Source organism: Geothrix sp., assembly GCF_049292215.1.
Taxonomy (GTDB): Bacteria; Acidobacteriota; Holophagae; order Holophagales; family Holophagaceae; genus Geothrix.
This window is the reverse complement of the sequence record NZ_JBATQW010000090.1, coordinates 1-23,082: the sequence shown is the minus strand read 5'-3', so window position 1 is coordinate 23,082 and position 23,082 is coordinate 1. Positions and strand designations below refer to the sequence as shown.

Annotated in this window: 21 protein-coding genes and 2 pseudogenes; 14 read left to right on the top strand and 9 right to left on the bottom strand. The window is 65.9% G+C overall.

From position 1 onward, the window contains the following. Window positions 1-134: 134 nt before the first annotated feature. Window positions 135-704 carry a CDP-diacylglycerol--glycerol-3-phosphate 3-phosphatidyltransferase gene (pgsA, locus tag WAS25_RS15000; protein ID WP_422313534.1) on the bottom strand — a complete coding sequence of 190 codons (570 nt, stop codon included), beginning with the start codon at window positions 702-704 and terminating at the stop codon, window positions 135-137. Window positions 705-793: 89 nt separating this feature from the next. Between pgsA and WAS25_RS14995 the strand changes: the two genes are divergently transcribed. The 9 genes and pseudogenes from WAS25_RS14995 (at window position 794) to WAS25_RS14955 (ending at window position 9,983) form a co-directional block, all read left to right on the top strand. Next, window positions 794-1,039, top strand: coding sequence for a FeoA family protein (locus tag WAS25_RS14995; protein WP_422313532.1), 246 nt, complete (start codon window positions 794-796; stop codon window positions 1,037-1,039). After that, window positions 1,039-3,210: a ferrous iron transport protein B gene (gene feoB / locus WAS25_RS14990; RefSeq protein ID WP_422313530.1), complete on the top strand. Its 2,172-nt coding sequence runs from the start codon at window positions 1,039-1,041 to the stop codon at window positions 3,208-3,210. Before WAS25_RS14995 ends, feoB begins: the two co-directional genes overlap by 1 nt. Before the next feature lie 7 nt (window positions 3,211-3,217). Continuing rightward, window positions 3,218-3,364 carry a hypothetical protein gene (locus WAS25_RS14985; RefSeq protein ID WP_422313528.1) on the top strand — a complete coding sequence of 49 codons (147 nt, stop codon included), beginning with the start codon at window positions 3,218-3,220 and terminating at the stop codon, window positions 3,362-3,364. Window positions 3,365-3,414: 50 nt separating this feature from the next. After that, window positions 3,415-4,068 carry a hydroxyacylglutathione hydrolase family protein gene (locus WAS25_RS14980; RefSeq protein WP_422313526.1) on the top strand — a complete coding sequence of 218 codons (654 nt, stop codon included), beginning with the start codon at window positions 3,415-3,417 and terminating at the stop codon, window positions 4,066-4,068. A gap of 227 nt (window positions 4,069-4,295) precedes the next feature. Next, window positions 4,296-4,466 carry a hypothetical protein gene (locus tag WAS25_RS14975; protein ID WP_422313525.1) on the top strand — a complete coding sequence of 57 codons (171 nt, stop codon included), beginning with the start codon at window positions 4,296-4,298 and terminating at the stop codon, window positions 4,464-4,466. A 212-nt stretch (window positions 4,467-4,678) separates the two neighbouring features. Further along, window positions 4,679-7,411 carry a nitrate reductase catalytic subunit NapA gene (napA, locus tag WAS25_RS14970; protein WP_422313538.1) on the top strand — a complete coding sequence of 911 codons (2,733 nt, stop codon included), beginning with the start codon at window positions 4,679-4,681 and terminating at the stop codon, window positions 7,409-7,411. A gap of 10 nt (window positions 7,412-7,421) precedes the next feature. Then, window positions 7,422-7,877: a nitrate reductase cytochrome c-type subunit gene (locus tag WAS25_RS14965; RefSeq protein WP_422313523.1), complete on the top strand. Its 456-nt coding sequence runs from the start codon at window positions 7,422-7,424 to the stop codon at window positions 7,875-7,877. Window positions 7,878-8,022: 145 nt separating this feature from the next. After that, window positions 8,023-9,244: pseudogene (gene glgC, locus WAS25_RS14960) on the top strand (glucose-1-phosphate adenylyltransferase). Between the two features lie 25 nt (window positions 9,245-9,269). Next, on the top strand, window positions 9,270-9,983 hold the full coding sequence (locus tag WAS25_RS14955) for a nitroreductase (RefSeq protein WP_422313521.1): 714 nt from the start codon (window positions 9,270-9,272) through the stop codon (window positions 9,981-9,983). Window positions 9,984-10,001: 18 nt separating this feature from the next. Here WAS25_RS14955 and WAS25_RS14950 read toward each other — a convergent pair whose 3' ends face one another. From WAS25_RS14950 to WAS25_RS14925, 6 genes are all read right to left on the bottom strand, one after another. Then, entirely contained in the window at window positions 10,002-11,423 is a 1,422-nt protein-coding gene (locus WAS25_RS14950) for an NAD(P)(+) transhydrogenase (Re/Si-specific) subunit beta (protein ID WP_422313519.1), read from the bottom strand. Next, window positions 11,420-11,773, bottom strand: a complete 354-nt coding sequence (locus tag WAS25_RS14945) for an NAD(P) transhydrogenase subunit alpha (RefSeq protein WP_422313536.1) — start codon at window positions 11,771-11,773, stop codon at window positions 11,420-11,422. Before WAS25_RS14945 ends, WAS25_RS14950 begins: the two co-directional genes overlap by 4 nt. Then, on the bottom strand, window positions 11,773-12,942 hold the full coding sequence (locus WAS25_RS14940; RefSeq protein WP_422313517.1) for a Re/Si-specific NAD(P)(+) transhydrogenase subunit alpha: 1,170 nt from the start codon (window positions 12,940-12,942) through the stop codon (window positions 11,773-11,775). The genes WAS25_RS14945 and WAS25_RS14940 overlap by 1 nt, the downstream gene beginning before the upstream one ends. A gap of 77 nt (window positions 12,943-13,019) precedes the next feature. Further along, the gene (locus WAS25_RS14935; protein ID WP_422313515.1) at window positions 13,020-13,562 is read right to left on the bottom strand and encodes a hypothetical protein; all 543 of its coding nucleotides are present in this window, start codon (window positions 13,560-13,562) and stop codon (window positions 13,020-13,022) included. Then, a complete protein-coding gene (locus tag WAS25_RS14930; RefSeq protein WP_422313513.1) occupies window positions 13,552-14,091 on the bottom strand; it encodes a glycoside hydrolase family 108 protein in 540 nt (179 codons plus the stop codon). The genes WAS25_RS14935 and WAS25_RS14930 overlap by 11 nt, the downstream gene beginning before the upstream one ends. Continuing rightward, on the bottom strand, window positions 14,088-14,384 hold the full coding sequence (locus WAS25_RS14925; protein ID WP_422313511.1) for a hypothetical protein: 297 nt from the start codon (window positions 14,382-14,384) through the stop codon (window positions 14,088-14,090). The genes WAS25_RS14930 and WAS25_RS14925 overlap by 4 nt, the downstream gene beginning before the upstream one ends. A 422-nt stretch (window positions 14,385-14,806) precedes the next feature. On the opposite strand from WAS25_RS14925, the gene WAS25_RS14920 reads away from it, so the two are divergent. The 3 genes from WAS25_RS14920 to WAS25_RS14910 all read left to right on the top strand — a co-directional run bounded on the left by WAS25_RS14920 (window position 14,807) and on the right by WAS25_RS14910 (window position 19,929). Continuing rightward, entirely contained in the window at window positions 14,807-15,796 is a 990-nt protein-coding gene (locus tag WAS25_RS14920) for a sigma 54-interacting transcriptional regulator (RefSeq protein ID WP_422313509.1), read from the top strand. 223 nt (window positions 15,797-16,019) lie between these two features. After that, window positions 16,020-16,727: a hypothetical protein gene (locus tag WAS25_RS14915; protein ID WP_422313507.1), complete on the top strand. Its 708-nt coding sequence runs from the start codon at window positions 16,020-16,022 to the stop codon at window positions 16,725-16,727. A 16-nt stretch (window positions 16,728-16,743) separates the two neighbouring features. Continuing rightward, window positions 16,744-19,929: a hypothetical protein gene (locus WAS25_RS14910; RefSeq protein WP_422313505.1), complete on the top strand. Its 3,186-nt coding sequence runs from the start codon at window positions 16,744-16,746 to the stop codon at window positions 19,927-19,929. A gap of 10 nt (window positions 19,930-19,939) precedes the next feature. Here the strand turns inward: WAS25_RS14910 and WAS25_RS14905 are convergent, their stop codons facing one another. Beyond that, the gene (locus tag WAS25_RS14905) at window positions 19,940-20,845 is read right to left on the bottom strand and encodes a sulfurtransferase (RefSeq protein WP_422313503.1); all 906 of its coding nucleotides are present in this window, start codon (window positions 20,843-20,845) and stop codon (window positions 19,940-19,942) included. A gap of 135 nt (window positions 20,846-20,980) precedes the next feature. Between WAS25_RS14905 and WAS25_RS14900 the strand changes: the two genes are divergently transcribed. Then, window positions 20,981-21,376: a nuclear transport factor 2 family protein gene (locus tag WAS25_RS14900; RefSeq protein ID WP_422313501.1), complete on the top strand. Its 396-nt coding sequence runs from the start codon at window positions 20,981-20,983 to the stop codon at window positions 21,374-21,376. A gap of 1 nt (window position 21,377) precedes the next feature. On the opposite strand, the gene WAS25_RS14895 is transcribed toward WAS25_RS14900, so the two are convergent. Further along, a complete protein-coding gene (locus tag WAS25_RS14895; RefSeq protein WP_422313499.1) occupies window positions 21,378-22,250 on the bottom strand; it encodes a radical SAM protein in 873 nt (290 codons plus the stop codon). A gap of 156 nt (window positions 22,251-22,406) precedes the next feature. Here WAS25_RS14895 and WAS25_RS14890 point away from each other — a divergent pair. Next, a pseudogene (locus WAS25_RS14890) lies at window positions 22,407-23,082 on the top strand (hypothetical protein); the annotation flags it as partial.

Genomic DNA, 23,082 nt, shown 5'->3' with positions numbered 1-23,082 from the left:
GGGCGCTCGGTCGAGCGGGCGGCGGAGCGCTCGGCGGCGGTCCTGGTGGTGGCGGGCGCAGTTCGAGGCCCCTTCGGGGCAGGCTTTCTCATGGCGTCTCCTTCGGCGTCTCCCGACGCGGACGAATCAGTCTATCAGGCCGCCAGGGCCCGGGTCGCCCGCATGAAGTAGTGGATGCCTGAGGCCAGCACGAGGGTCGCCACGAGCCAGTACATCTCCGGCAGAAGGGGGTCCATCCAGGGGCGGTAGCCCGTGGCGTTGAAGAGCAGGCCTAGGGAAACGGCACTCAGCTGGACGGCGGTGCTGAGTTTGCCCAGAAAGCTCGGGTGGAACTTGCTGTCGCTGAGGCGGTCCACCGAAGCGAAGGCATAGAACGAGATCACCAGGTCACGGGTGATGGCCAGTATCGCCACCCAGACGGGAATGGGGGCGGTCATGCCATCGGTTCGCCAGGCCATGAGGATGAAGGCGGTTGTCATCAGCAGCTTGTCAGCGGCGGGATCCATCATGGCGCCCAGGTCTGAGCGCTGATTGAAGGTCCGGGCGATGAACCCATCCAGGAGGTCGGTGAACCCAGCTGCGGCGAACAGAACGAAAGCCTGCCAGTGGTGCCCGTACCAGACCGCGATGGCGAAAAAGGGGATCGCCAGGATCCGCAGCAGAGTCAGCGCGTTGGGGAGGGTCAGTGAATTGGAGTGGTTCATCCAAATTAGTTTAGACGGAGATCACATACGGAAGTTCGCACCTTGTTCCACCCTGAGGGTGAGCTACACTGAACGATGGAGTTGAGACTATGACTCAGAATCTTCCGATCCCTTTAAGTCTTCTCCAGCCGGGAGATCAGGGAGAGGTCGTGCAGATTCAGGCCCAGGGTCAAGTCCGCCAACGGCTGTTGGAGATGGGGTTCATCCGCGGGGCCCGTCTGAGGGTTGAAAAGCTTGCGCCACTTGGGGATCCCATGGAACTCGTGATCAAGGGCTACCACTTGTCGCTGCGGCGGGATGAGAGTTCCTGCATCCTCGTCCAACCGGTGGCCTGATGACGCTGACGATCGCTCTCGCGGGCAATCCCAACTGCGGGAAAACCACCCTGTTCAACGCGCTCACCGGAGCGCGGCATCATGTCGGCAACTGGCCGGGTGTGACAGTGGAACGCCGCAGCGGAACCTTTGAGCATGGCGGCACCACCATGGAAGTGGTGGACCTCCCGGGCACCTACTCGCTTGCCGCTCGCAGCGAAGATGAGCGGGTGGCCGTTCAGTTTCTGGCCTCGCCCGAAGTGGACCTGGTCCTGAACGTGCTAGACGCCTCCAACCTCGAGCGCAACCTCTACCTCAGCACCCAGCTGCTGGAGCTGGGCAAGCCCGTGGCCTTCGTCCTGAACATGGTGGACGACGCAGAGAACCGCGGCGTGAGTATCGAGGTGCCGGCCCTGGAACTGCTGTTGGGCGGCCCGGTGATTCCCACCGTGGGGAACCGGGAGCAGGGCATTGACGAACTCAAGGCTTTGCTTGGCCAGATGGCCCGAGGCGAATCCAACCGGTGCCGCCGGATCGTGGTGGACTATGGCCACGATATCGAAGGCGAGCTGGCGAAGCTGCAAAAGGAGATCTGCCGGGATGAGCGGCTGGAAGCCTCCATGCCGCCCCGCTGGCTGGCTCTGCAGCTGCTGGAGAACAACGTCGAAGCCAAGCGCGTGGTCGGCGAGAGCCATGCTAGCGAGGCGATCAATCAGCAGCTGGCCAGGAGTTTCGCCTTCCTGGAGCCGCACCTCGGCGCCGATGGCGCCACGTTGGTGGCCGAGCGCCGGTACGGGTTCGCTCACGGTCTAGTCAAGGAAGTGGCCTCGGCGCCGGATGACAAGAAATCTCCCACGGCCAAGCTGGACGCGCTCCTCACTCACCGGGTCCTGGGCATTCCCATCTTCATCGGCGTCTTGGCGCTCATGTACTCCCTGTCCTTCATCCTCGGCAAAATTCCCCAGGACTGGATCGCGGATGGCTTCAAGGCCCTGTCCACCTCCGCCGCGAACCGCCTTCCCGCCGGCGAGCTGACAAGCCTGCTAGTGGACGGCGTCATCCCCGGAGTCAGCGCCGTGATCGTGTTCGTGCCCGTGATCATGATCCTCATGGGCTGCATCGCCTTCCTGGAAGACACGGGCTACATGGCCCGGGCGGCCTTCATCATGGACCGCCTCATGCATGTCATGGGTCTGCACGGAAAGAGCTTCATCCCCCTCATCATGGGCAGCGGCTGCAATGTTCCGGCCATCCAGGCCGCTCGCACCATCGAGAGCCCACAGGACCGCCTCATCACCATGCTGGTGACGCCCCTAGTGAGCTGCTCGGCCAGGCTGCAGGTCTACATCGTCATCGCGGGCACCTTCTTCACGCCCTTCAAAGCGGCCCTCTCCATCATCGCCATGCACTTCCTGGGGCTTGGGCTCGCGGTGCTCATGGGCCGCCTCCTGCGAAGCGCCCTGTTCAGTGGCCCCAGCTCGCCCTTCGTCATGGAGCTGCCGCCCTACCGGCTACCCATGCTGAAGGCCACGCTGATCCACATGTGGGAGAAGGGCTCTGTCTTTCTCACCCGGGCGGGCACCACCATTTTCGCGGGAGCAACCTTGATATGGTTCCTGTCGCGTTACCCGGGCATCGCCAACCGTGAGTGGAACCTCGAGTATCAGCGGCAACGCCAGGCCGTGGGGGAGCTGAACCTGCCAGCCGCCGAATCCGAGGAGCGCCTGAGGGCCCTTCAGCTGGCCCACGAGAGCCGCATCGTGAACACCAGCCTGGCCGCCAGACTGGGGCAGAAGGTGGAGCCCATCCTGCGGCCCATCCTGGATCCCGACCATAAGCGGCCTGAGGCATGGAAAGACGTGATCGCCCTCACCGCCGGCTTCGTCGCCAAGGAGATCGTGGTTTCCACCATGGCCGTCATCCACCAGGCCAGCGAGGAGCCCAAGGAGGGCGAACGTCTCAGCCCGCTCCAGGTGGCTCTTCGTGATGGCTCTGGCCTGACGCCCCTCACGGCCCTGGCCTTCATGGTCTTCACCCTCATCTACACGCCGTGCATCGGCACCATCGCCATGATCCGCCGCGAGGCCGGCAGTTGGCGCTGGGCGGCGTTCACGGTGGGCTATGGGCTCGTGCTCGGCTGGGGCCTGGCCTGGGTCACCGTGGCCGTGGGCCGGGCCATGGGTTTCGCGTGAGGTGGCCATGATCCAGACTCTCGTCGTCACAACCGCCGTGGGCCTGTCGGCTTTCTATTTCATCCGAGGCACCTACCTGGACTTCTGTGGTGCCAAAGACGGCAGCTGCGGGAAGTGCAGCACCGGCGGATGTCCAGTGGCCCGCAAGGGCTGACGGGCCGGGTGGGGCCCGCGGTGCCATCCTGAAACAGGGCGGGAGGTTCCATGCGGTTCATCTTCGAGCAGCTCCGGGTCGGCGGGGATCGCAACTTCGGCTACTTGTTGGGCGACCGGGACGCTGGCGTCGGACTCGTCATCGATCCCTCGTACTCACCAGAGATCGTGGTGGAGCGGGCCCTGGTCCAGGGCCTGAGAATCACCCACATCCTCAACACCCACGGCCACCCGGACCACACCAACGGCAATGCGGTGGCCAAGACTCTCACCGGCGCCGTGGTGGCGGGTGGGCCCGGCCACCCCGGCCCCGTGGACCTCATCCTGCAAGATGGCGACCGCGTCCCCTTTGGCGCCTTCTCGATCCGCACCTGGCATGTGCCGGGCCACCATCCCGATCACCTCGCCTTCCTGGTGGAGGGGCTGGATGCCGCCTTCACGGGCGACCTGCTGTTCGTGGGCAAGGTGGGCGGCACCCAGACCGAGGCTGACGGCCGCAGGGAGTGGGCCAGCCTCCAGCGGCTGCTGCGGGACTGGCCCGACGGCACGACCATCTGGCCGGGCCACGACTACGGTGCCCGCCCCAGTTCCACCATGGCCTGGGAGCGCCGCACCAACCCCTTTCTCTTGTGTGCCGACATCGAGGCCTTTCTGAAGGCGAAACAGGAGTGGGCGGGCTTCAAGGCCAAGCACGGCCTGCGCTGAGCTGTCGGATCGAGGCAGGCCCGTCGGGGCAGGCATCTCGAAAGATTCCTTCGCCCTGGTGTCCGATGGCCCCCGTTTGGGCCAGGCACAGACCTATCGAACGGATGAAGGTGATTAGATCGAACGATCTATCTAAAGAATTAATTATGTTTAAGCAAAAATTTCTCGTTGCGACAGCAATTGAGGCTCCTATCCTAAGCCTTGGAACCCCCACTCTGGAGTCCCCAATGAACCTGCTCCCCGTCTTCTCTGCCATCGCCATCGCGGCCACGGCCTACCTGGGTGTCGACGATCCCGGGCGCGCCATTGTCGCCCAACTGGGCATCGCCTTCGTCACCCTCCTCGGCATGGGGATCGGCTGGTGGCGGGATTCCAGGCTCTCCGCGAAGACCATCTGAGCTGCTGCGCCAACAGAAGACGCCCAAAGAGGATTCAGCCCCCGGTGCTTCGCGGGGGCTGAATCTGTACGGTGCTTTCCTGAATGCGCATTGGCCTCAATCGATTGTATTTATTGGAAAATAATATATTTAATATTTGAGATTAAAATATCCGGTTGAATATTTAGGACCAATCTATCCTAGATCATCTTCCGGAGGTCACTATGGCCTTGATGCTCAACCGTCGGACCTTTCTGAAGGCCGGCTTCACCACCGCCACCATCGGCGCCACGGGGCTGCCGCTGGAGGCCCTGCCCGCCGAGGCGAAGGGCTGGAACTGGGAGCGGGGCGTGTGCCGCTTCTGCGGCACGGGCTGCGGCATTCGCGTCGCCTCGAAGGACGGCCGAGTGGTGGCCGTGAAGGGCGACATCCAGAACCCCGTGAACCGGGGCCTGCTCTGTGCCAAGGGCTACGCCTGCGCCCAGATCCTCTACGGCCAGGACCGCCTGACCAGGCCGCTCCTGCGCAAGAAGGACGGCAAGTTCGACAAGCAGGGCGACTTCGAGGAGGTGTCCTGGAAGGAGGCCTTCGACGTGATGAAGGCGCAGTGGTCCAAGGCGCACAAGGCCCTGGGACCGACCGGTGTCGCCGTCATGGGCTCGGGCCAGTACACGATCATGGAGGGCTACGCCGCCGCGAAGCTGGTGAAGGCCGGCTGGCGCTCCAACAACCTGGATCCCAACGCGCGCCACTGCATGGCCTCCGCCGTGGCGGCCTTCATGCAGACCTTCGGCATCGACGAGCCCTCGGGCTGCTACGACGACATCGAGCTCACGGACACGGTGGTGACCTGGGGCGCGAACATGGCCGAGATGCACCCAATGCTCTGGGCCCGCGTCATCGATGAGCGGCTGCGACGGTCCACCTACCGGATCATCAACCTCACGACCTACGCCAACGCCACCTCCGAAGGCGCGGACCTGGAGATCGTCTTCAAGCCCAACACCGACCTGGCCATCTGGAACTACCTGGCCCGGGAGGTGGTGAAGCGCGGCGCCGTGGACCAGGACTACGTGGCCAAGCACTGCGTCTTCGCCGCGGGTCCCACCGACATCGGCTTCGGCCTGCGGGAAGACTCCATCAAGGCCTACGCGGCTGAGAAGGACACTCAGGCACGGCAAAGAACGGTGGTACTGACCAAAGAGGAAGCCATCGCGCGGGGGCTCGACCCCGAGGCCAAGCACGAGCGGTCCCAATCCGCCTCCGGCAGCCCCCAGCGGCACTGGGTCATCTCCTTCGAGGAGTTCCAGAAGGGCCTGGAGCCCTACACACTGGACTTCGTGGCGACCCTGGCCAAGGGCGATCCCGATGAATCCCTGGAGGCCTTCAAGGCCAAGCTGGTGCAACTGGCCGATGAATACGCGAATCCCGCCCGCAAACAGGTCTCTTTCTGGACCATGGGCTTCAACCAGCACACCCGCGGGACCTGGGTGAACGAGCAGGCCTACATGCTGCACCTGCTCACGGGCAAGCAGGCCAAGCCCGGCGCCGGCGCCTTCTCGCTTACTGGCCAGCCTTCTGCCTGCGGCACGGCCCGTGAAGTGGGCACTTTCGCCCATCGCTTGCCCTCGGATATGAATGTGGACGATGCCGCCCACCGCAAGATCTCAGAAGGCATCTGGAACCTGCCGCCCAGTACCCTCAATCCCAAGATCGGCAGCCACATCGTCCAGATGATGCGCGACCTCGAGGACGGCAAGGTCAAGTGGCTGTGGGTGCAGGTCACCAACCCCTTCCAGTCCTCGGCCAACGCCAACCACTGGATCGAGGCCGCCCGCAAGCTCGACAATTTCATCGTGGTCTCGGATGTCTACCCGACTCTGTCCTCCAAGGTGGCGGACCTCATCCTGCCCTCAGCCATGATCTATGAGAAGTGGGGTGGCTACGGCAATGCCGAGCGGCGCACCCAGCTCTGGCGCCAGGTGGTGCTGCCCCCCGGCGAGGCCCGCAGTGACCTGTGGCAGATGATGGAGTTCTCGAAGCGGTTCACGCTGGCGGAAGTGTGGGGCGAGCAGCCCGTACCGGGGCTGGAGGCGTCGGGCTACGAGAAGGGCAAGCTCCCCTCGGTGCTTCCGGCCGCCGAAGCCCTCGGCTACAAGCCGGACAGCACCCTCTACGACGTGCTCTTCGCCACGTCCTCCGCGAAGAAGTTCGCATGGCCCGATCCCGTGGCCTTCGGCAAGCCGAATTCCACGGTCGCGCATGCCGGTATCAAGTGGTTCCCGGAGAAGGCCTTGTTCGAGGAGTACCGGCAGTTCGGCCTGGGCCACGGTCACGACCTGGCGCCATTCGACGTCTACTTCAAACGCGACGTCTCGGGCCTGCGTTGGCCCGTGGTGGACGGGAAGGAGACGCTCTGGCGCTTCAACGACCAGTACGATCCCTACGCCAAGAAGGGCAGCGGCATCGACTTCTACGGCACTGCCATGAAGAAGATCCCGGCGGGCGATCTGAATGGCCCCAAGGCGGGCGATCCCGTGGCTCTGCCCGGCAAGGCCAAGATCTTCTTCCGGCCCTGGCAGGAGCCGCCGGAATCCCCGGATGCCACCTATGACCTGTGGCTCTGCACGGGGCGTGTCTTGGAGCACTGGCACTCGGGCTCCATGACCCGGCGCGTGCCCCAGCTCCACGCCGCCGTGCCGGAGGCGCTGCTCTTTCTCCACGCCAAGGACGCGGAGAAGCGCGGGCTCAAGGCCGGCGACCTCGCGTGGATCGAGTCCCGGCGGGGCAAGATCCAGGCTCGCGTCACCATGGGTGGCCGCAACAAGATGCCGCGGGGGATGGTCTACGTGCCCTGGTTCGACGAGGGCGTGTTCATCAACAAGGTGACCCTCGATGCCACCTGTCCCATCTCCAAGGAAACCGACTTCAAGAAGTGCGCCGTCCGCATCTCGAAGGTCGTCTAGGGGAGCCACCATGAGCCGACGCATCCTTGCCCTGACCTTCTGCGCCCTCTCGCTGGCGGCCTCCAAGCCGCCAGCCAAGCCGATCCCGGACCGCAACCTGGGCCTGTCCCGCACCTCGGTGTTCGACGTGCCTGCACCTCCCGCCTACCGGGACGAGGCCTCGGACCCCGGCGAGAAGGCGCTGCCCAGGCGCATCAACCGGGAATACCCGCCGGTCATTCCCCACAGCGTGGCGGACAGCCTGCCCATCACCCGGAGCACCAACCTGTGCCTGGACTGCCACGCGGTGCCCGGTCCCAAGAGGAAGGGGGAGGCCACGCCCATCCCCGGCAGCCACTATCAGGATCTACGCCGGGCCCCAGAGGCCAAGGGCACCCAGGTCGCCGGCACCCGCTACGTCTGCATCAGCTGCCATGTGCCCAGGACCGATGCGCCGGCCCTGGTGGGGAGCAGCTACCGGCCCTAGCCACCCCGTCGCCATTTCTGATTGATCTGCAACCGGACTTGTTTCATGTTGAGCCTGAAGCAAGCAGGTAATGGTGTGCCGCGTCCACTCCCACCGGGGATCCTGCGCTGGCTCAGCCCAGGATCCAGGAATGGAGGGTGGCCTCATGGCGGACCAGACGTTGACCATCCTCCTCGCCGGCGGCAGTGGCTCGCGTCTGCAGCCGCTGACCGCGGATCGTGCCAAGCCCGCCGTGCCCTTCGGCGGCAAGTACCGGGTCATCGACTTCACCCTCTCCAACTGCCTGCATTCCGGCCTGCGCCGGATCCTGGTGCTGACCCAGTACAAGTCCCACTCCCTGCACAAGCACCTGCGGGATGGCTGGTCCATCTTCAATCCCGAGTGCGGCGAGTACATCACCGTAGTGCCGCCGCAGATGCGCACCGGCGCCTTCTGGTACGCAGGCACGGCAGACGCCATCAACCAGAACTTGTTCCTGCTGGAGCGCAACGAAGCACAGAAGGTGCTGATCCTGGCGGCCGACCACATCTACCGCATGGACTACGCGGCTCTCATCCAGGCCCACACCGAGACCGGCGCGGACCTGACCGTGGCCTGCATGAAGGTGCCCATCGGCGAGGCCAGCGCCTTCGGCGTCATGAGCGTGGACGGGAACGGCCGGATCGTGGAGTTCCAGGAGAAGCCCGACCAGCCCAAACCCATGCCCGGGTATCCGGCGACGGCCCTGGTCTCCATGGGCATCTACGTCTTCACCAAGGACCTGCTCATCGAGCAGCTGCGGGCTGACAGCCTGCGGGAGGACTCCAGCCACGACTTCGGCAAGGACATCATCCCGGGCATGATCCACGCGCACCTAGTCCATGCCTACGAGTTCGGCGGTACCAGGGGCCGGGTCACGCCGGACCGCTACTGGCGCGATGTGGGTAGCCTCGACGCCTATTACGAAGCGAACATGGATCTCCTCAAGCCTTTGCCACCGCTGGATCTCTACCAGAACGACTGGGCCATCCGCACCTACCACGGCCAGAACCCCCCCCGCTCGAATGGTGCCTGGTGGCAACGGGAAGGACGGCCTCATGACCAATTCCATCATGGGCGCCGGCACGGTGATTATCGGCGGCGCCGTGCGTCACTCCGTCCTGGCCTCCCGCGTCCACATCCATGAAGGGGCGGTGGTGGAAGATGCCATCCTCTTCGACCACGTCACGGTGGGGCAGGGGGCCCAGCTGCGCCGCTGCATCATCGACAAGCACGTGACCGTCCCGCCGGGGGAGACCATCGGCTTTGACGCCGAGAAGGACAGGCAGCGCTTCACCCTCTCCGACAAGGGCATCGTGGTGGTGCCCGAGGACTACCGGTTTGACTGAAGCCCTGCCCGAAAAGGACGAATCCATGAACCTGTTCGACCGCCCCACGGAGGCGGATGCCGCCGCCGTGGATGCCGCCATCACCAGCCGCCGTTCCGTGCGCGCCTTCCTGCCGACGCCGGTGCCGCGGGCGACCGTGGAGGACATCCTGCGCGTGGCCTCCCGGGCGCCCTCCGGCACCAACACCCAGCCCTGGCAGGTCCATGTGCTGATCGGCGCCGCCCGCCAACGCCTATGCGACCGCATCAGCGCGGTCTATGAAAACCCCGCCGAGCTGGCGACCCACCAGCAGGAGTACGACTACTACCCGAAGGCGTGGGCCTCACCCTACATCGACCGCCGCCGCAAGGTCGGCTGGGATCTCTATGCCTTGCTGGGCCTCGCCAAGACCGACAAGGCCGGCATGCACCGCCAGCATGGCCGCAACTACCGGTTCTTCGACGCTCCAGTCGGGTTGATCTTCAGCATCGACCGTGTGATGCAGCAGGGCAGCTGGCTGGACTACGGCATGTTCCTGCAGAGCATCATGGTGGCCGCCCGGGCCCGCGGCCTGCACACCTGTCCCCAGGCCGCCTTCACCCAGTTCCACCGCCTCATCGCCGAGGAACTGGCCTTCCGGCCCGAGCAGATGCTGGTGTGCGGCATGGCCCTGGGCTACGCCGATCCCGCCGCCGTGGAGAACAGCCTAGTGACCGAGCGGGCGCAGGTCTCGGAGTTCGCAACCTTCCTGGAGGAATAGGGTGGCGCGTTCACGAGGTCAGTGTCCACTCTCCCCCGCCAGCTTCCGGGCCAGCTCACCCATCACGGCCTTGGCATCACCGAAGAGCATGAAGGTCTTGTCCAGGAAGTAGAGCTCGTTGTCGATGCCGGCGAAGCCGGGCGCCTTGGAGCGCTTGATGGCATAGACGGCCCTGGCCTTGTCTGCGTCGATGATGGGCATGCCATAGATGGGGCTGTTCTTGTCGGAGCGGGCCGCGGGGTTCACCACGTCGTTGGCGCCGATGACCAGCACCACGTCCGCCTGGGGCATGTCGCCGTTGATCTCGTCCATCTCCACCAGATCGTCGTAGGGGATCTCGGCTTCCGCCAGCAGCACGTTCATGTGGCCCGGCATGCGGCCCGCCACGGGGTGGATGGCGAACTTCACGGTGACGCCCTTCTTCTTCAGCAGGTCGTAGACCTCGCGCACCTTGTGCTGGGCCTGGGCCACGGCCATGCCGTAGCCGGGCACGATGACCACCAGGTCCGCCTGTTCCATGACCATGGCCGCGCTTTCCACGCTGTCGGACTTGTAGGCCTTCGCCTCGCCTTCGGCGCCGGCGGTCGTGGTCTGACCGAAGGCCCCGAAGAGCACATTGAAGAAGGAGCGGTTCATGGCCTTGCACATGATGACGGAGAGGATCAGGCCCGAGCTGCCGTCCAGGGCGCCCGCCGTGATGAGCAGCTTGTTGTTCAACACGAAGCCCATGGCCACGGCGGACAGGCCCGCATAGGCATTGAGGATGGAGATCACCGTCGGCATGTCCGCGCCGCCGATGGGGATGATCAGCAGCACACCGAAGGCCAGCGAGAGCAGGATGATCCCGCCGAAGGCCCAGGGGGCCCAGGGGGCCAGGGGGTGCAGTACCAGGGCCACGCCGAGGGCCAGGGCCAAGGCGAAGAGCGCCAGGTTGCTGGCGTTCTGGCCGGGATAAGTGACGGGCCGCTGGGGGATCCACTTCACTTCCTGCAGCTTGCCCGCCGCCAGGATGGAGCCGGTGAAGGTGAGGAAGCCCAGCAGGATCTCCGCCACCAGGGCCACCACGATGAAGGGGGTCAGGGCCGCCTCGTTCTTCTGCCCGTAGTAGAGGAAGAACTTGGCCGTACCCACCAGGCCCGCCGCCAGACCGCCGAAGGCATGGGAGAGGGCGGTCCGCTGGGGAACGGCCGTGAGGGGAACCTGGGCCAGGGGGTAGCCCACCGCCGCGCCTAGGGCGAAGGCTCCCAGGATCCACCAGTAGTGCGTGCCGCCCGTGGCGAGGACGCCGGTGAGGGTGCCGGCCACGGCCAGGGTCATGGCACCTACGCCGGAGAACACGCCCTTGCGAGCCGATTCCGGATCGCTCATCCACTTCAGGGAGAGGATAAAGAGGGCGGTGGAGACGAGGTAGAGAAGCTGGACGAGGGTTTCAGCGCTCACTTGGCACCTCCGCCCTGCTTCTTGAACATCTTCAGCATGCGGTCCGTGATGAGGAAGCCGCTGACGATATTAGTGGTGGAGCAGAAGATGGCCACCAGGCCCAGGGCCGTGATGTAGCCGGGGTAGTCCTTTCCGGCCGACACGATGATGGCGCCCACCACGGCGATGGCCGAGATGGCGTTGGTGAGGCTCATGAGCGGCGTGTGCAGCAGCCGCGAGACGCGCTGAATGACCATGAGGCCGATGAAGGTGGCCAGCATGAACACGAATACGGCGCCCATGACGTCGAGCTCGCCGTGGCCGCCTCCGGCGGCCGGGGCCACGTGTTCTGAAAGCACGAGCAGCATCATCACGCCTTCCCTCCCTGTGTCTGTTCCAGCGCCTTCAGCGTGGCCGCGTGGACCACCTTGCCTTCGTGGGTCACGGTGCAGCCCTTGAGGATGTCGTCGGCCCAGTCGAGGTTGAAGCGCTTGGCCTCCTTGTCCCAGAAGGCTGTCATGAAGTTCAGCAGGTTGCGCGCGAAGAGCATGCTGGCGTGGGTGGGCACCGTGGCAGGCAGGTTCAGGGGCGCGACGATCTTCACGCCGTTCACCATCGTGGTCTCGCCCAGTTTCGACAGGGTGCAATTGCCTCCGCCATCGGCACCGAGGTCGATGATCACGGAGCCCGGCTTCATGCTCTGCACGATGGCCTCGTCCAGGAGCTTCGGCGCGAAGACGCCGCCGATGAGGGCCGTGGTGATGACCACGTCCACTGTGGCGCAGTGCTCCGCCAGCATCTTCGCCTGCAGGGCCTTGTCCTCCACCGACAGTTCAGCCGCGTAGCCGCCGCCCCCGGAAGCCCCCTGCTTGAGGTCGATGCCCACGTACTTCCCGCCCACGGACTCGATCTGCTCCTTCACCTCGGGCCGCACGTCTGTGGCCGTGACGCTGGCGCCCAGGCGCTTGGCGGTGGCGATGGCCTGCAGGCCCGCCACGCCCGCGCCGATCACGAAGACCTTGGCGGGCAGGGTGGTGCCGGCGGCGGTCATGAACATGGGGTAATACTTCGGCAGCTCGATGGCGCCCAGCAACACGCCCTTGTAGCCCACGATGTTGGCCTGGCTGGACAGCGTGTCCATGGCCTGGGCGCGGGTGGTGCGGGGGATGCAGTCCGTGGAGAAGGCCGTGAGGTTGCGCGCGGCCATGCGCTGCACCGCCTCGAGGTTGCGGGTGGGGAAGAGCGAGGCCAGGAGCAGGGCACCGGCGGGGATCAAGTCGGCCTCATGGGTTCCGTCGGGCCGCGCCTGGGGGGCGTTCACCTTCAGCACGAACGCGGCGGATGCGAAGATCGACGCAGCATCTGCGGCCAGGGTTGCGCCCGCATCCCGGTAGGCCTGGTCCGTAAAGTTCGCGGCGCTTCCCGCCCCGACCTCCACGGCCACCTCCATGCCGAGCTGGATCAGCTTCTTGCAGGATTCCGGGTCCAGGGCGACGCGGGTCTCGCCCGCCCTGATCTCTCTGGGAACGGCAATCTTCATGGGGGCCTCAGGCAGGAATTCCGACGTGGTGCGGAAACCTTACCATTGATTGGCATCCATGGCTGAATGCAGTTTTTTTACGATGTCGGGGTCTGCTGCTTCGCCATCATCTCGGTCTTGCGGGCCGACCCCGCGCTGGAGCCGAAGTAATAGGACACGACGCCGATCCAGGCGGAGCCCAGGCTGCCCAGCATGATGTTGAGGATGTCCCGGGAGCCCGCAGGCGGCTCCCGCTTCATCAGGTAGCCCAGGAGTCCGAAGAAGCCCAGGGTGATGGCGATGCCCAGCGCCTTGGGGGTCCAGTCCTGGGTCTTGATCTCCCGGTCCCGGGCGTTGGCGCGGTCGCCCGCGGCGATGGCCTCCAGGGCCTCGAGGTTCTCGAAGCCGAGCTTCTGCATCTGGACCGCGAAGTCCTGATCCGCCTTTTTCAGGGCGAGCAGCTGGTCGGGGTTGGCCCCCTGGACGGCGGCCGAGAGGGCCGCCTCGTCCTTGGGCCCCTCATCGCTGATGCCCAGCGCCTTGGTCAGGGCCACGCCGGCCATGCCGCCCAGGGGCCCGCCCAGGGCAGTGCCGATGGTGGGGGCGATGCTCTTGACGAGCGCTTTCCAGTCAAACGCCATGGTGGACCTCCGGGATGTGCGCGGCACGGTTGAGCCAGCCCTTCAGGAACACGGACTTGGCGGGTTCGCTGGCGACCAGCGACTGGTAGTGGTCCCTCTGGACCTGGCAGAGGGCCTGCATCAGGGCCTCCGGTGCCTGGGTGTTCGCGGCGCCGAGGGTGCCGGGCCCTAGCTTTCCGTCCGCGTCGATGGGGGGCTTCACGAGGAGGTTGATGGCCTTCTGCAGCAGGCGGATGGAGGTGCCCGTGCCGCAGTTCACCCCAATGTCGAAGAGCTTGATGGCGATTCCCGGATTCGCGATGGCATCCCAGCGCCAGTACTCGGCCCGGTAGATGGCCTTCGCCTGATCCAGGGACAGGTCCCGCACGCTGGCGGGGAAGCCGAGCTCGGGATGGGCGGCGTTCCACTTGGTGAGGTTCTTCTGGATGATGCCGAAGTTGGTGGCACCGCCGGGGTCGGCCGGGTGGTTGACATAGCCGCCCTCATTGCGGAGGGTGAAGGCGAGGGCTTCATCGAGGACGCTGCTCAAGGTCGACTCCTAGGATCGGTGGGGGGTGGCCAGGCGGGGTGCGACCCGGAGACCTTGTCGGCGCTCTGGTACAGGACCCGCCCATCCGCCAGGTCGATGCGGGCGATGCGATGCCCGGCCACCAGGTGATCCAGCGCCGCCTGGACCGCTTCCGTGGTCACCGAGAAGTCCGCCGGGGACAGCCACCAGGAGGCGATGCCCTCCAGGCTGTCGGCGGCGGCGGGGTGATCCTGGAGGTAGTGCAGGATGCCTTGGCATAGGGCGCTCGGATCGGAGATGGGGGATGCGTTCATTCGGCACCCGGGGAGGCAGGAAGGCTTGGTGGCAATCGCCGGGCCAAGAATCTCATTCGAGCCAAATAGCTAATAATGCAATACATGGGAAAGACCAATCGGAATGGACCTGGTCGGACCTTTGCCCCAGGCGCCGATGTGCTCGTCTTGTTTAAATCGTTATTTAATTAATAATTAAACGCAGTGGTCCGGGATGGGTTCATTTTGACCCAGCGGGTGTGCACCCATCCGAAGGGAGTGCAAGGCACGGCGCTTATGTGATTTGACGCGCTGATTATCCGTTTTTTATTTATGTTCAGCTCACATCCAATTGACAAAAAGAGGCATTGTTCTTGTCTTGCATGTCAATGTAATGGGTCTATATTGCCTTCTTGAATCTCGATTGGACGGCACCGCCTCGGACCTTCCCGCAGGAGTTCAAGTTGATCGGCCATTCACCAGCCCTGCGCGAGACCCTGCGACTCGTCGCCCGCATGGCTGCTTGTGACGCGCCGGTGCTCATCGAGGGCGAGACGGGCACTGGGAAAGAACTGGCCGCCCGGGCCATCCACTACCAGAGCGTGCGTAAGGATGGTCCCTTCATCCCCGTCAACTGCGGTGCGATCCCGGACTCCCTCATCGAAAGCGAACTGTTCGGACACCGGAAGGGGGCCTTCACGGACGCCAAGGACAACCAGCCGGGCCTGGTCACCTTGGCCGAAGGCGGCACCCTGTTCCTGGACGAGGTGGATGCCCTCTCCACCAAGGGCCAGGTGACGCTCCTGCGGTTTCTGCAGGATCAGGAATTCCGCCCCTTGGGGGCCCGCCAGGTCCAGCAGGGGAACGTGCGAGTCCTGGCAGCCAGCAACACCAGCCTGGCGCTCCTGGCGGAGCGGAGGACCTTCCGCCCCGACCTGCTTTACCGGCTGAAAATCCTCTGCCTCGAGCTGGCTCCGCTCCGGGAGCGGACCGGGGACATCGAAGAGCTGGCCACCTGGTTCCTGGAGGCCTGCGACAAGCGCTTCGGCTTGGGAGCCAAGGGCCTGCACCCGGACTCCCTCGCCTGGATGGGCCACTACCACTGGCCCGGGAACATCCGTGAGCTGGAGAACCTCCTCTACCGGGAATACCTGCTCTCCGAGGGCGTGGTCATCCGCGTCGACCCCCCCAAGGCCATGCCCCCGCTGCCTCAGGGGCAGCCTGAACCCCCGGCCGGGGAACTGACCTTCCACCGGGCCAAGGCGAGGGCCATGGAGGCCTTCGAGAAGGCCTACCTGGTGGGTTTGCTGGGCTTGGCCGGGGGCAACGTCAGCCTCGCGGCGAAGCTCGCCGGGAAGGAAAGGCGGAGTCTGGGCAAGCTGCTCAAGAAATACGGCCTGGGCCATGCTCCCAGGCAGGGGCGCTTCACGCAGGAGGACCGGGTTTCCATCTGACCCGGGTGCTTTTCGACCCAGGGTGGGCGGATTCGCATAAATTCTTATTGGTCATGTGTTTGTGTGAAATTGTGGGGACTTTTGGCATTCATCTGAATCGATCCGAATCCCATGCCTGATTTTTCAACCCAATTCATTTCATATCTATAGATGTTTTTCGGGCAACTTGGCGTGCAGGTTGCCACCGATTGGGTCCCAACCCAACCCCACGAAGGAGGTATCCGTGGCGAACGCGCCCCACCCGCACCGCATCGGGCTGCTCCTGGAACACCCCTCCGCGCATGGTGGGCGCCTTGGTCGCCACCTGCACTTCGACGACCGCAGCTGGAACTTTCCGGTTCAGCTTAAGAAGGGGGCCACCATCCAAACGCGCACCTGGAACCGCACCCTGAAGGCCTTCCACCAGGGTGAACTGGGCTCCTGCACCGGGAATGGGGCCGTGGGCGTGGTCTGCACCGAGCCCTACCGGCAGCCCGGAGTCCGCTACACCCAGGCCCTGGCGCGTAAGGTCTACACCGAGGCCTCCCACCACGACACCATCGTGGGCGCCTGGCCGCCGCGGGATACGGGCTCGACGGTACTAGCCGCCATGAAGGCCCTCAAGACCCTCGGCCTCACCAAGGGCTACCGCTGGTGCTTCGGCCTCGATGACGTGCTTAAAGCTCTCTCCACCCTCGGTCCGGTGGAGGTGGGCCTGAACTGGTACGAGGGCTTCGACCAGCCGGATGCCAAGGGCCTCGTGAAGGTCCGCGGCGCCAGGCGGGGCGGCCACGCCTTCGAGCTGCTGGGCGTGGATGCCGAGCGGAAGCTGGTGTGGGCCATCAACTCCTGGGGCCCGGACTGGGGCCTGCAGGGCCGCTTCGCCTTCTCGTGGAAGGACCTGGACCGACTGCTCCACGAGGACGGCGAGGCCTCCACGGTGACCCTCTGAAGCCCGTGACAGTCTCTTGAGCAAGGCCTTCTCCCCCCTCTCCCTGGGCGTCGGCTTCACGGCGTTGTTGGCCCTGGTGCCCGGACTTGGGCTGGGATCCAAGTCCCCCAAGCGGGAGACGCCTTCGGCCGCCAAGGCCATCGAGGCCGCCAAGAAGGACCGGAAGGTCGAGGCTGTCGGCACCCTGCTCGATCAGTGCCTGAAGGACCGGCCCCAGGCCGCCGCGTCCACGGTGGCCGTGACCATCCTCACCCTGCCGGATCCCCAGCGCACGAACATGGCGCTCTGGTTCGACCTGCGGCTGAACGCGGTGCAGCGGGCCTTCAAGGCGGCCGAGTTCCTCCCCCGGGCCTTCTACCTGCCCTGGGAGGCCAAGGGCCGGGAAGAGGGCGGGGCCGGCATCTCCTCGGAGTTCGCCGAGAGCGGTCCCGGGCTCATCTGGTTCGCCCAGGGCGGCACCACGCCTGCCTACCACGCGCTCTTCATCGTGGGCGAGAGTCAGTCCCTGGGCGTGAACCGTGAGGCCCTGCGGCAGGCACTGCAGCTGGCCGCGCGGGTGCCGGCTCCAGCCACGGGCCGACGCATCTCGATCCTCGGGCCCCAGTTCTCAGGCAGCCTCAGCTCCCTGGGTGCCGCGCTGGAGGCCCACTTCAAGGATCCGGCTGCCCCGGAGATCCGGGTGCAGGGGACGACCACCCTGGATGCCGCCGGATCCAAGACCCTGCGCGCGGCCATCGGTCCCGTCGATCCGAAGCGTCTCAGCCTGTCCGGGTGGATCTGCAACCTCTCGGGTCCCTCGAAGGATCGTCTGCTGGACTGGTATGTCACCCAGGCCGGGTGGCCCAGGGACGAGTCGAAGATCGCCATGTTCACGGAAGCGAACACGGTCTACAGCCGGGATCGGGGATCCGGAGTCCCCATGACCCAGATCCTGTTTCCCATGGGGCTCTCACGGCTGCGTTCGGAGCGCCGGGCCATGGAGCACAACCTGGCGAAGGGTGGGGACTCGCAGGACCTGGTGCTTCCCTCCACGCTGCTGGGACCGGCCGAGGACGACTCGCTGCGGGTGTTGGACACGGTGCCACAGTATTCGCCGGATGCCGTGCGCAACACGGAACTCACCCTGGCGGGCACCATCCTCAGCCTGGCCCGGCGCGGCTACACGCACGTCGGGATTTCTGCCAGTGATCCCCAGGATCTGCTCTTCCTCGCCGAGCGGATCCGGGCCTACCACCCCAGCTGCACCCTCTTCACCACCAGCGGCAACCACGCCCTCTTCGCCCACCCGAACCACAGCCTGGCCATGGACGGCATGGTGCTGTTTGGCGGCTATGCCGTGACGGACGCGGTGCGGGTGCTCTCGCTGAAGCAGGGTGACCTCGAGTCGCCAGTCCGCTTCACCTCCGAAGGAGAGTACGCCACCTACTACGCGACCTTGCTGTTGCTGGTGCCCTCCAAGGCGAACGACTCTGAGCGCCGCTACTGGGGAAAGCAGGGGCTGGTCTCCATCGTGAAGGGGGGCAGCATCTGGCCCCTGCGCCACGGCGGGCTGGAGGTCAGCAAGGACGGAACCCAGGTCTGGGACCCGGGTGTGGAGGCGCGCTATCTGGAAGTCGCCACACAGAGCAAAGACCTCGTCCAGTACGTGCACTCCAGGCTGCGTCAGCTCGCGGTCCTCGTGTTCAGCCTCGGTCTTGCCTCGCTGCTGGTCTTCCTGCGCCCGCTGCGCCAAGTGGCTGGCGTTCCCGCGTCTGAGCCGGGGCTCAAGGCCTACCGCCACCTCGTGGCCGGCGCGGTGCTGGCTCTGGCCGTGCTGACCTTCCTCGCCATGGGCTACCTGCTGCCTCTGGCCGTCCTGAGGGGGAATCCGGGCCAGGACCCCTACCTGTGGCTGAGTGCCCTGCTCTGGATGGTGGTGCTTCTGGCGACCGGGTGGTGCCTCCGGGGCGTGGTCGGCGGCTGGCGGGCCGTCCTCCTCCTGCTGCTCGCGTTACTGCCAGCTGTGGCCGTCCTAATCTGGGGCTCGACCCACTTCCTCGTCTTCATGCCGGCCTACCTGCGCTTCTCGTCCCCGGGCCGGGGTGTGTCCCTCATCCCTACGATGCTGGCCCTGGCTGCGGGCGTGGCCCTGCTGCTCCGGACCTGGTTCGACGTCCGCCGCCAGAACCAGGACGCCTTCTGGCCCGAACCCATCGGGATCACCGAGCGGAAGGTCCTGGTCATGCGCCACCTCCGGGGGCTTCGCTTCCAGCCCTGGACTCTCGGGATCGTGGCGGTGCTCGTGAGTTTCCAGCTGATCCTGCCCGGTGGGTTGATCCGGCCTCTGATGGAGGTAAAGGGCATCACCCTGGTGGTGGTCACCACCGCCGCGGCCCTCTTCACCGCCTCCGCCTTCCTTTTCTGGCAGTTCCACCAGGGCTGGAAGGAGTTCCGGGGCGTGCTGGAGGTGCTGAACATGAGCTCGTACCGGGCGGCCTTCGCCGAAGTCGGGGCCCTCATCGAGTGGAAGGCCATGACGGCCCTCGGCCGGGGCCTCTCCACGCAGCGCTCCAGCCTGCGCGGCCGGGAGATCCTGCGGGCCCAGCAGGAGTGGATCTCCCGGGCCGTCCCGGGGTTCAAGGCCTGCCTCGGTGCCTTGATGGATCTGGACGAGAAGATCTCGCGCAGCCGCAGAAGCCTGGGCGAGTACGAGAACTGGCGCAACCGCCTGGCCATCGCCCACCAGATGACCGCCTGTGGAGACACCCTGGCTGCGGCCTGCCTCAAGGACCCCGTGGCGGCCGCCGACCACCGGGCCGAGGTGGACGTGTTCTTCGCCCTCCGCGCGGTCCACCTCATCCGGCAGGCCTTCCTCGTGCTGCGGGCCCAGCTGATCGGCTCGCTGGGAACGATGCTCCTGGTGGTTCTCGGCGTGGCGGCCTTCGACTTTCAGCCCAAGAGCGACGTGCTGCTGATCCTCAGCGCCGCCCTGCTCGGCATGGCCGCGTGGGTCACCCTCGTGATCCTGGGCATGGAGCGTGATCCCCTGCTGTGTCTCATGGAGGGCAGTCAACCCGGGCAGGTCCAGTTCAGCCTGGGCCTGCTGGAGAATGGGTTCCGCTTCGTGCTGGTGCCCCTGCTCCTGCTCTTCGGGACGCTGAATCCCTCCTTCGGTGGGGTGCTGATGCAGGTCTTCAACCCGCTCATGCACCTGCTCAAATAAGCGTGTGGGTTCAATTCTTGGGTGGCGCCGGCGGCGGGGCCGTCTTTTCGCCGCCGCTCAAGGCGGGGAGCTTGGCCGCGGTCCAGGCCTGGAAGGAGCCGTCGAAGAGGGTGGCCTCATAGCCCAGGTAGCGGCAGAGGAAGTAGCCGTGGGCTGCCTGTAGGCCCACCTCGCAGTAGGTCACCACTTTCCGGCCCGGCAACAGCCCCCGGGTGGCTAGGAGGGCCTCGAGCTTGGCTACGGGCTGGAACACGGGATGTTCCTCGTCCACCAAGGTCTCCTGCCAGTACACGTGGTTCGCGCCACTGAGATGCCCGGCCTTGTAGCGCCGCTCGGGGCGGGAATCAAGTACCTGACAGGCTGCCTGGGGCGCTTCTACCACTGCCTTCACCTCCTCAAGCGAGGCCCGCACCTCGGGCCTCACCTTGGGGACGAAGACCGTCGCGGCAAAGGCGGGCAGGGCCCCGGTGACGGGCCGGTCCTCCGCCAGCCACTGCTCGATACCCCCATCCAGCAGTGCCGCGCGGTCGCCTCTGCCCAGGTAGTCCAGGGTGAAGAAGGCGCGCGCCGCGTTGGGCATCCAGGCTGTGGCGTAGATGACCACGCGGCTCCTCTCAGAGATGCCCAGCTCAGAGAAGGTCTTCACCAGAGTCTCCACCGGGGGCAGCTCCGAGCCCAGCGCCCCGGCATTGTCGATGAACTTGGCCGTGGCGAGGTAGCGCGCCCCAGGGATGTGGCCCCGCCTGTAGTCTGCGAAGGTGTCCGCCACGTGCAGCAGGACCAGGTCGGGATCCTTGAGGTTGTCGGCCAGCCAGGTGGTACTGACCAGCAATTCTGGATGGAGCTTCCGCGCCGGGGCCTGGGCCAGGAGCGCGCAGGCGAGGAAAAGGACGAGGAGGTGGGGACGCATCGACATGGTGGCCTCCGGCGGGTGCTCCACCATACGCCGCTGTCCTCCGGAAGGGCAGGATCTGGGGCGAAGGGTGGGATCGATGGGGCCGTTCCTGCGTTTGTGGTCCAATCTGGGGGAGATCTTCCCTCGGGAGTGCCCATGATCCGCTGGCCTGCTCTGGCTGCTTGCGTTGTCCTCTCCGCGGCGCCGCCCGCCGCGCTCCTGCCGGAAACCGTGGTCCAGAAACAGGTCGAGGCCTACAACGCCCACGACCTGAACGCCTTCGCGGCCTGCTACGCGCAGGACATCGAGTTCCGCACCATGGCCGGCGCCGTGAACCCCGAGAAGGGCCTGGCCGCCCTGAAGAAGGGCTACGGCGAGCTGTTCAAGGCCTACCCCACCCTGCGGGTTAAGATCCTCAAGCGCATCACCCAGGGCGCCTTCGTCATCGACCAGGAACAAGCCGAAGGCATGGGCCCGAACCCCATCACCGTGACGGCGATCTACGAAGTCTCGGAGGGTAAGATCGTTCGGGTGTGGTTCATCGAGGGGTAGTTCACAGCCCCCGCGCCCACTCCGGACGTAACTTCACCTGCCCCGCCAGAGCCGCGTCGATGGCGGCGAGGATGGCGTCGCGGTCCCGGGGCAGGCGACCGCCGATGGGCAGGTAGTTGGAGGCGTGGTTGGACCGGAAGATGGCGGCGCTGGGCCGGGCCTCCTCCACGAACCAGCGCAGTTCCTGCAGCAGGCCGTGGACATCCGGCAGCTCGAAGCGACCGCCGTCCTCCAGTTTCGCCATGGGCGTGCCGGGGATGACCGTGAGGGTCAGGGTGGAGAGGAAGCGGGGATCCATGGCAGTGGCGAGGCGCCCCGAGGCCCGGGCATGGGCCTCGCTGCGCTCGCGGCCGCCGGCGCCCAGCAGGAAGATGAGTGACTGCTCCATGCCCGCTTCCCGTGCCTTCCGGGCCGCCTCCACATGGGCGGCCGTGTCGGCCCCCTTGGCGATGCGCCGCAGGGTGGCGTCGTCGCCGGATTCGGGACCGATGTAGAGCAGGGAGAGGCCCAGCGCCCGCAGGCGCCGCAGTTCCTCCGGCGTCTTCTCCAGCAGGTTGCGGGCGGTGGCATAGGTGCTCACGCGGCGCAGGCGAGGGAAGGCGGCGGCCAGGGCGCGGAGGATGGGCTCCCACTGCTCCGTGGCCATGCCCAGGGGATCGCCATCCGCCACGAAGACGTGGCGCACATCATCCGCGAAGCGGGCGCCCGCCTCGGCGAGGCCGGCGAGCACCTCGTCCAGCGGCCTCACCGCGTAGCGCTTGCCCCTGTACATGGCGCAGTAGGTGCATGCGTTCCAGGAGCAGCCCAAGGTGGCCTGGAGGATGAAGGAGTCGGCTTCGCTGGGCGGGCGGAAGAGGGGTTCGTCGTAGCGCACGGGACCATTCTCCCGCGAGGTGGCTCTTGCAGGGCTGATATTGAGCGCAAATCTCACACCGTTAGATCTTTCGGATAGGGCCTCTCCAAGGATTTTATGGAGCGCGAGGGACCGTGGCGCGATATTCTCGAACACCTTCCAAGCTCGGAGAAAGTCATGCGAACCAGGCAGCTCATCCTGTGGACCGCGCTCGCTGCAAGCCTCGCCGCGCAGGAGGGCGTGCCAGGGTACAAGTGGGTGGGCCTGCAGGCGGGCAGCCTGTCCCCAGACACCCAGACGAACCTCCAGACCTCGCCCTTCTTCGGACTCCAGGGTGGCCTGCTCTTCGATGAGAAGCGCTACGGCCTCAGCTTCCAGGCCCTGGTCGCCAGCCCCAAGAGCGACTTGGCCCCGGGCAAGAGTCTCAGCCAGTCCGAGGTGTCCGCCACGCTGCTGACCGGCCTCTCCGGCGATGCGGCGAGCCGGTTCTGGCCCTACCTCGGCCTAGGCCTGGGTGCGGTCTCCATTCCGCGGATCGACACCGCCACCGGATTGCAGAAGACCCTCAAGGCCGGCACGGCTCACATGTCGCTGGGCTTCCACCATCGGCCTGGTCTGGGCCTCATCTGGGGGGCCGAAGGCCGCTATGTCTTCACCTTCGCCAATGCCGATCTGAAGGAGATGCAGGGCGCCGTGATGGTCGGTTTCGCCTGGGGCGCCCGGCGTGCCGTTGCACCCCGGCCTGAGCCAGTGCCGGCCAAGGCTGAGCCGGCGTCAGTGGTGGCAACACCCCCGCCGCCCGCCCCCCTGCCGGTGGTGAGCACGGTGCCCGAACCACGCCCGCTTGCCAGCC

What these genes read in the sequence shown, in the direction of transcription:
- pgsA (WP_422313534.1), bottom strand. Translation starts at nt 704, where the DNA reads ATGAACCACTCCAATTCACTGACCCTCCCCAACGCGCTGACTCTGCTG.
- WAS25_RS14995 (WP_422313532.1), top strand. Translation starts at nt 794, where the DNA reads ATGACTCAGAATCTTCCGATCCCTTTAAGTCTTCTCCAGCCGGGAGAT.
- feoB (WP_422313530.1), top strand. Translation starts at nt 1,039, where the DNA reads ATGACGCTGACGATCGCTCTCGCGGGCAATCCCAACTGCGGGAAAACC.
- WAS25_RS14985 (WP_422313528.1), top strand. Translation starts at nt 3,218, where the DNA reads ATGATCCAGACTCTCGTCGTCACAACCGCCGTGGGCCTGTCGGCTTTC.
- WAS25_RS14980 (WP_422313526.1), top strand. Translation starts at nt 3,415, where the DNA reads ATGCGGTTCATCTTCGAGCAGCTCCGGGTCGGCGGGGATCGCAACTTC.
- WAS25_RS14975 (WP_422313525.1), top strand. Translation starts at nt 4,296, where the DNA reads ATGAACCTGCTCCCCGTCTTCTCTGCCATCGCCATCGCGGCCACGGCC.
- napA (WP_422313538.1), top strand. Translation starts at nt 4,679, where the DNA reads ATGCTCAACCGTCGGACCTTTCTGAAGGCCGGCTTCACCACCGCCACC.
- WAS25_RS14965 (WP_422313523.1), top strand. Translation starts at nt 7,422, where the DNA reads ATGAGCCGACGCATCCTTGCCCTGACCTTCTGCGCCCTCTCGCTGGCG.
- WAS25_RS14955 (WP_422313521.1), top strand. Translation starts at nt 9,270, where the DNA reads ATGAACCTGTTCGACCGCCCCACGGAGGCGGATGCCGCCGCCGTGGAT.
- WAS25_RS14945 (WP_422313536.1), bottom strand. Translation starts at nt 11,773, where the DNA reads ATGATGCTGCTCGTGCTTTCAGAACACGTGGCCCCGGCCGCCGGAGGC.
- WAS25_RS14940 (WP_422313517.1), bottom strand. Translation starts at nt 12,942, where the DNA reads ATGAAGATTGCCGTTCCCAGAGAGATCAGGGCGGGCGAGACCCGCGTC.
- WAS25_RS14935 (WP_422313515.1), bottom strand. Translation starts at nt 13,562, where the DNA reads ATGGCGTTTGACTGGAAAGCGCTCGTCAAGAGCATCGCCCCCACCATC.
- WAS25_RS14925 (WP_422313511.1), bottom strand. Translation starts at nt 14,384, where the DNA reads ATGAACGCATCCCCCATCTCCGATCCGAGCGCCCTATGCCAAGGCATC.
- WAS25_RS14905 (WP_422313503.1), bottom strand. Translation starts at nt 20,845, where the DNA reads ATGTCGATGCGTCCCCACCTCCTCGTCCTTTTCCTCGCCTGCGCGCTC.
- WAS25_RS14900 (WP_422313501.1), top strand. Translation starts at nt 20,981, where the DNA reads ATGATCCGCTGGCCTGCTCTGGCTGCTTGCGTTGTCCTCTCCGCGGCG.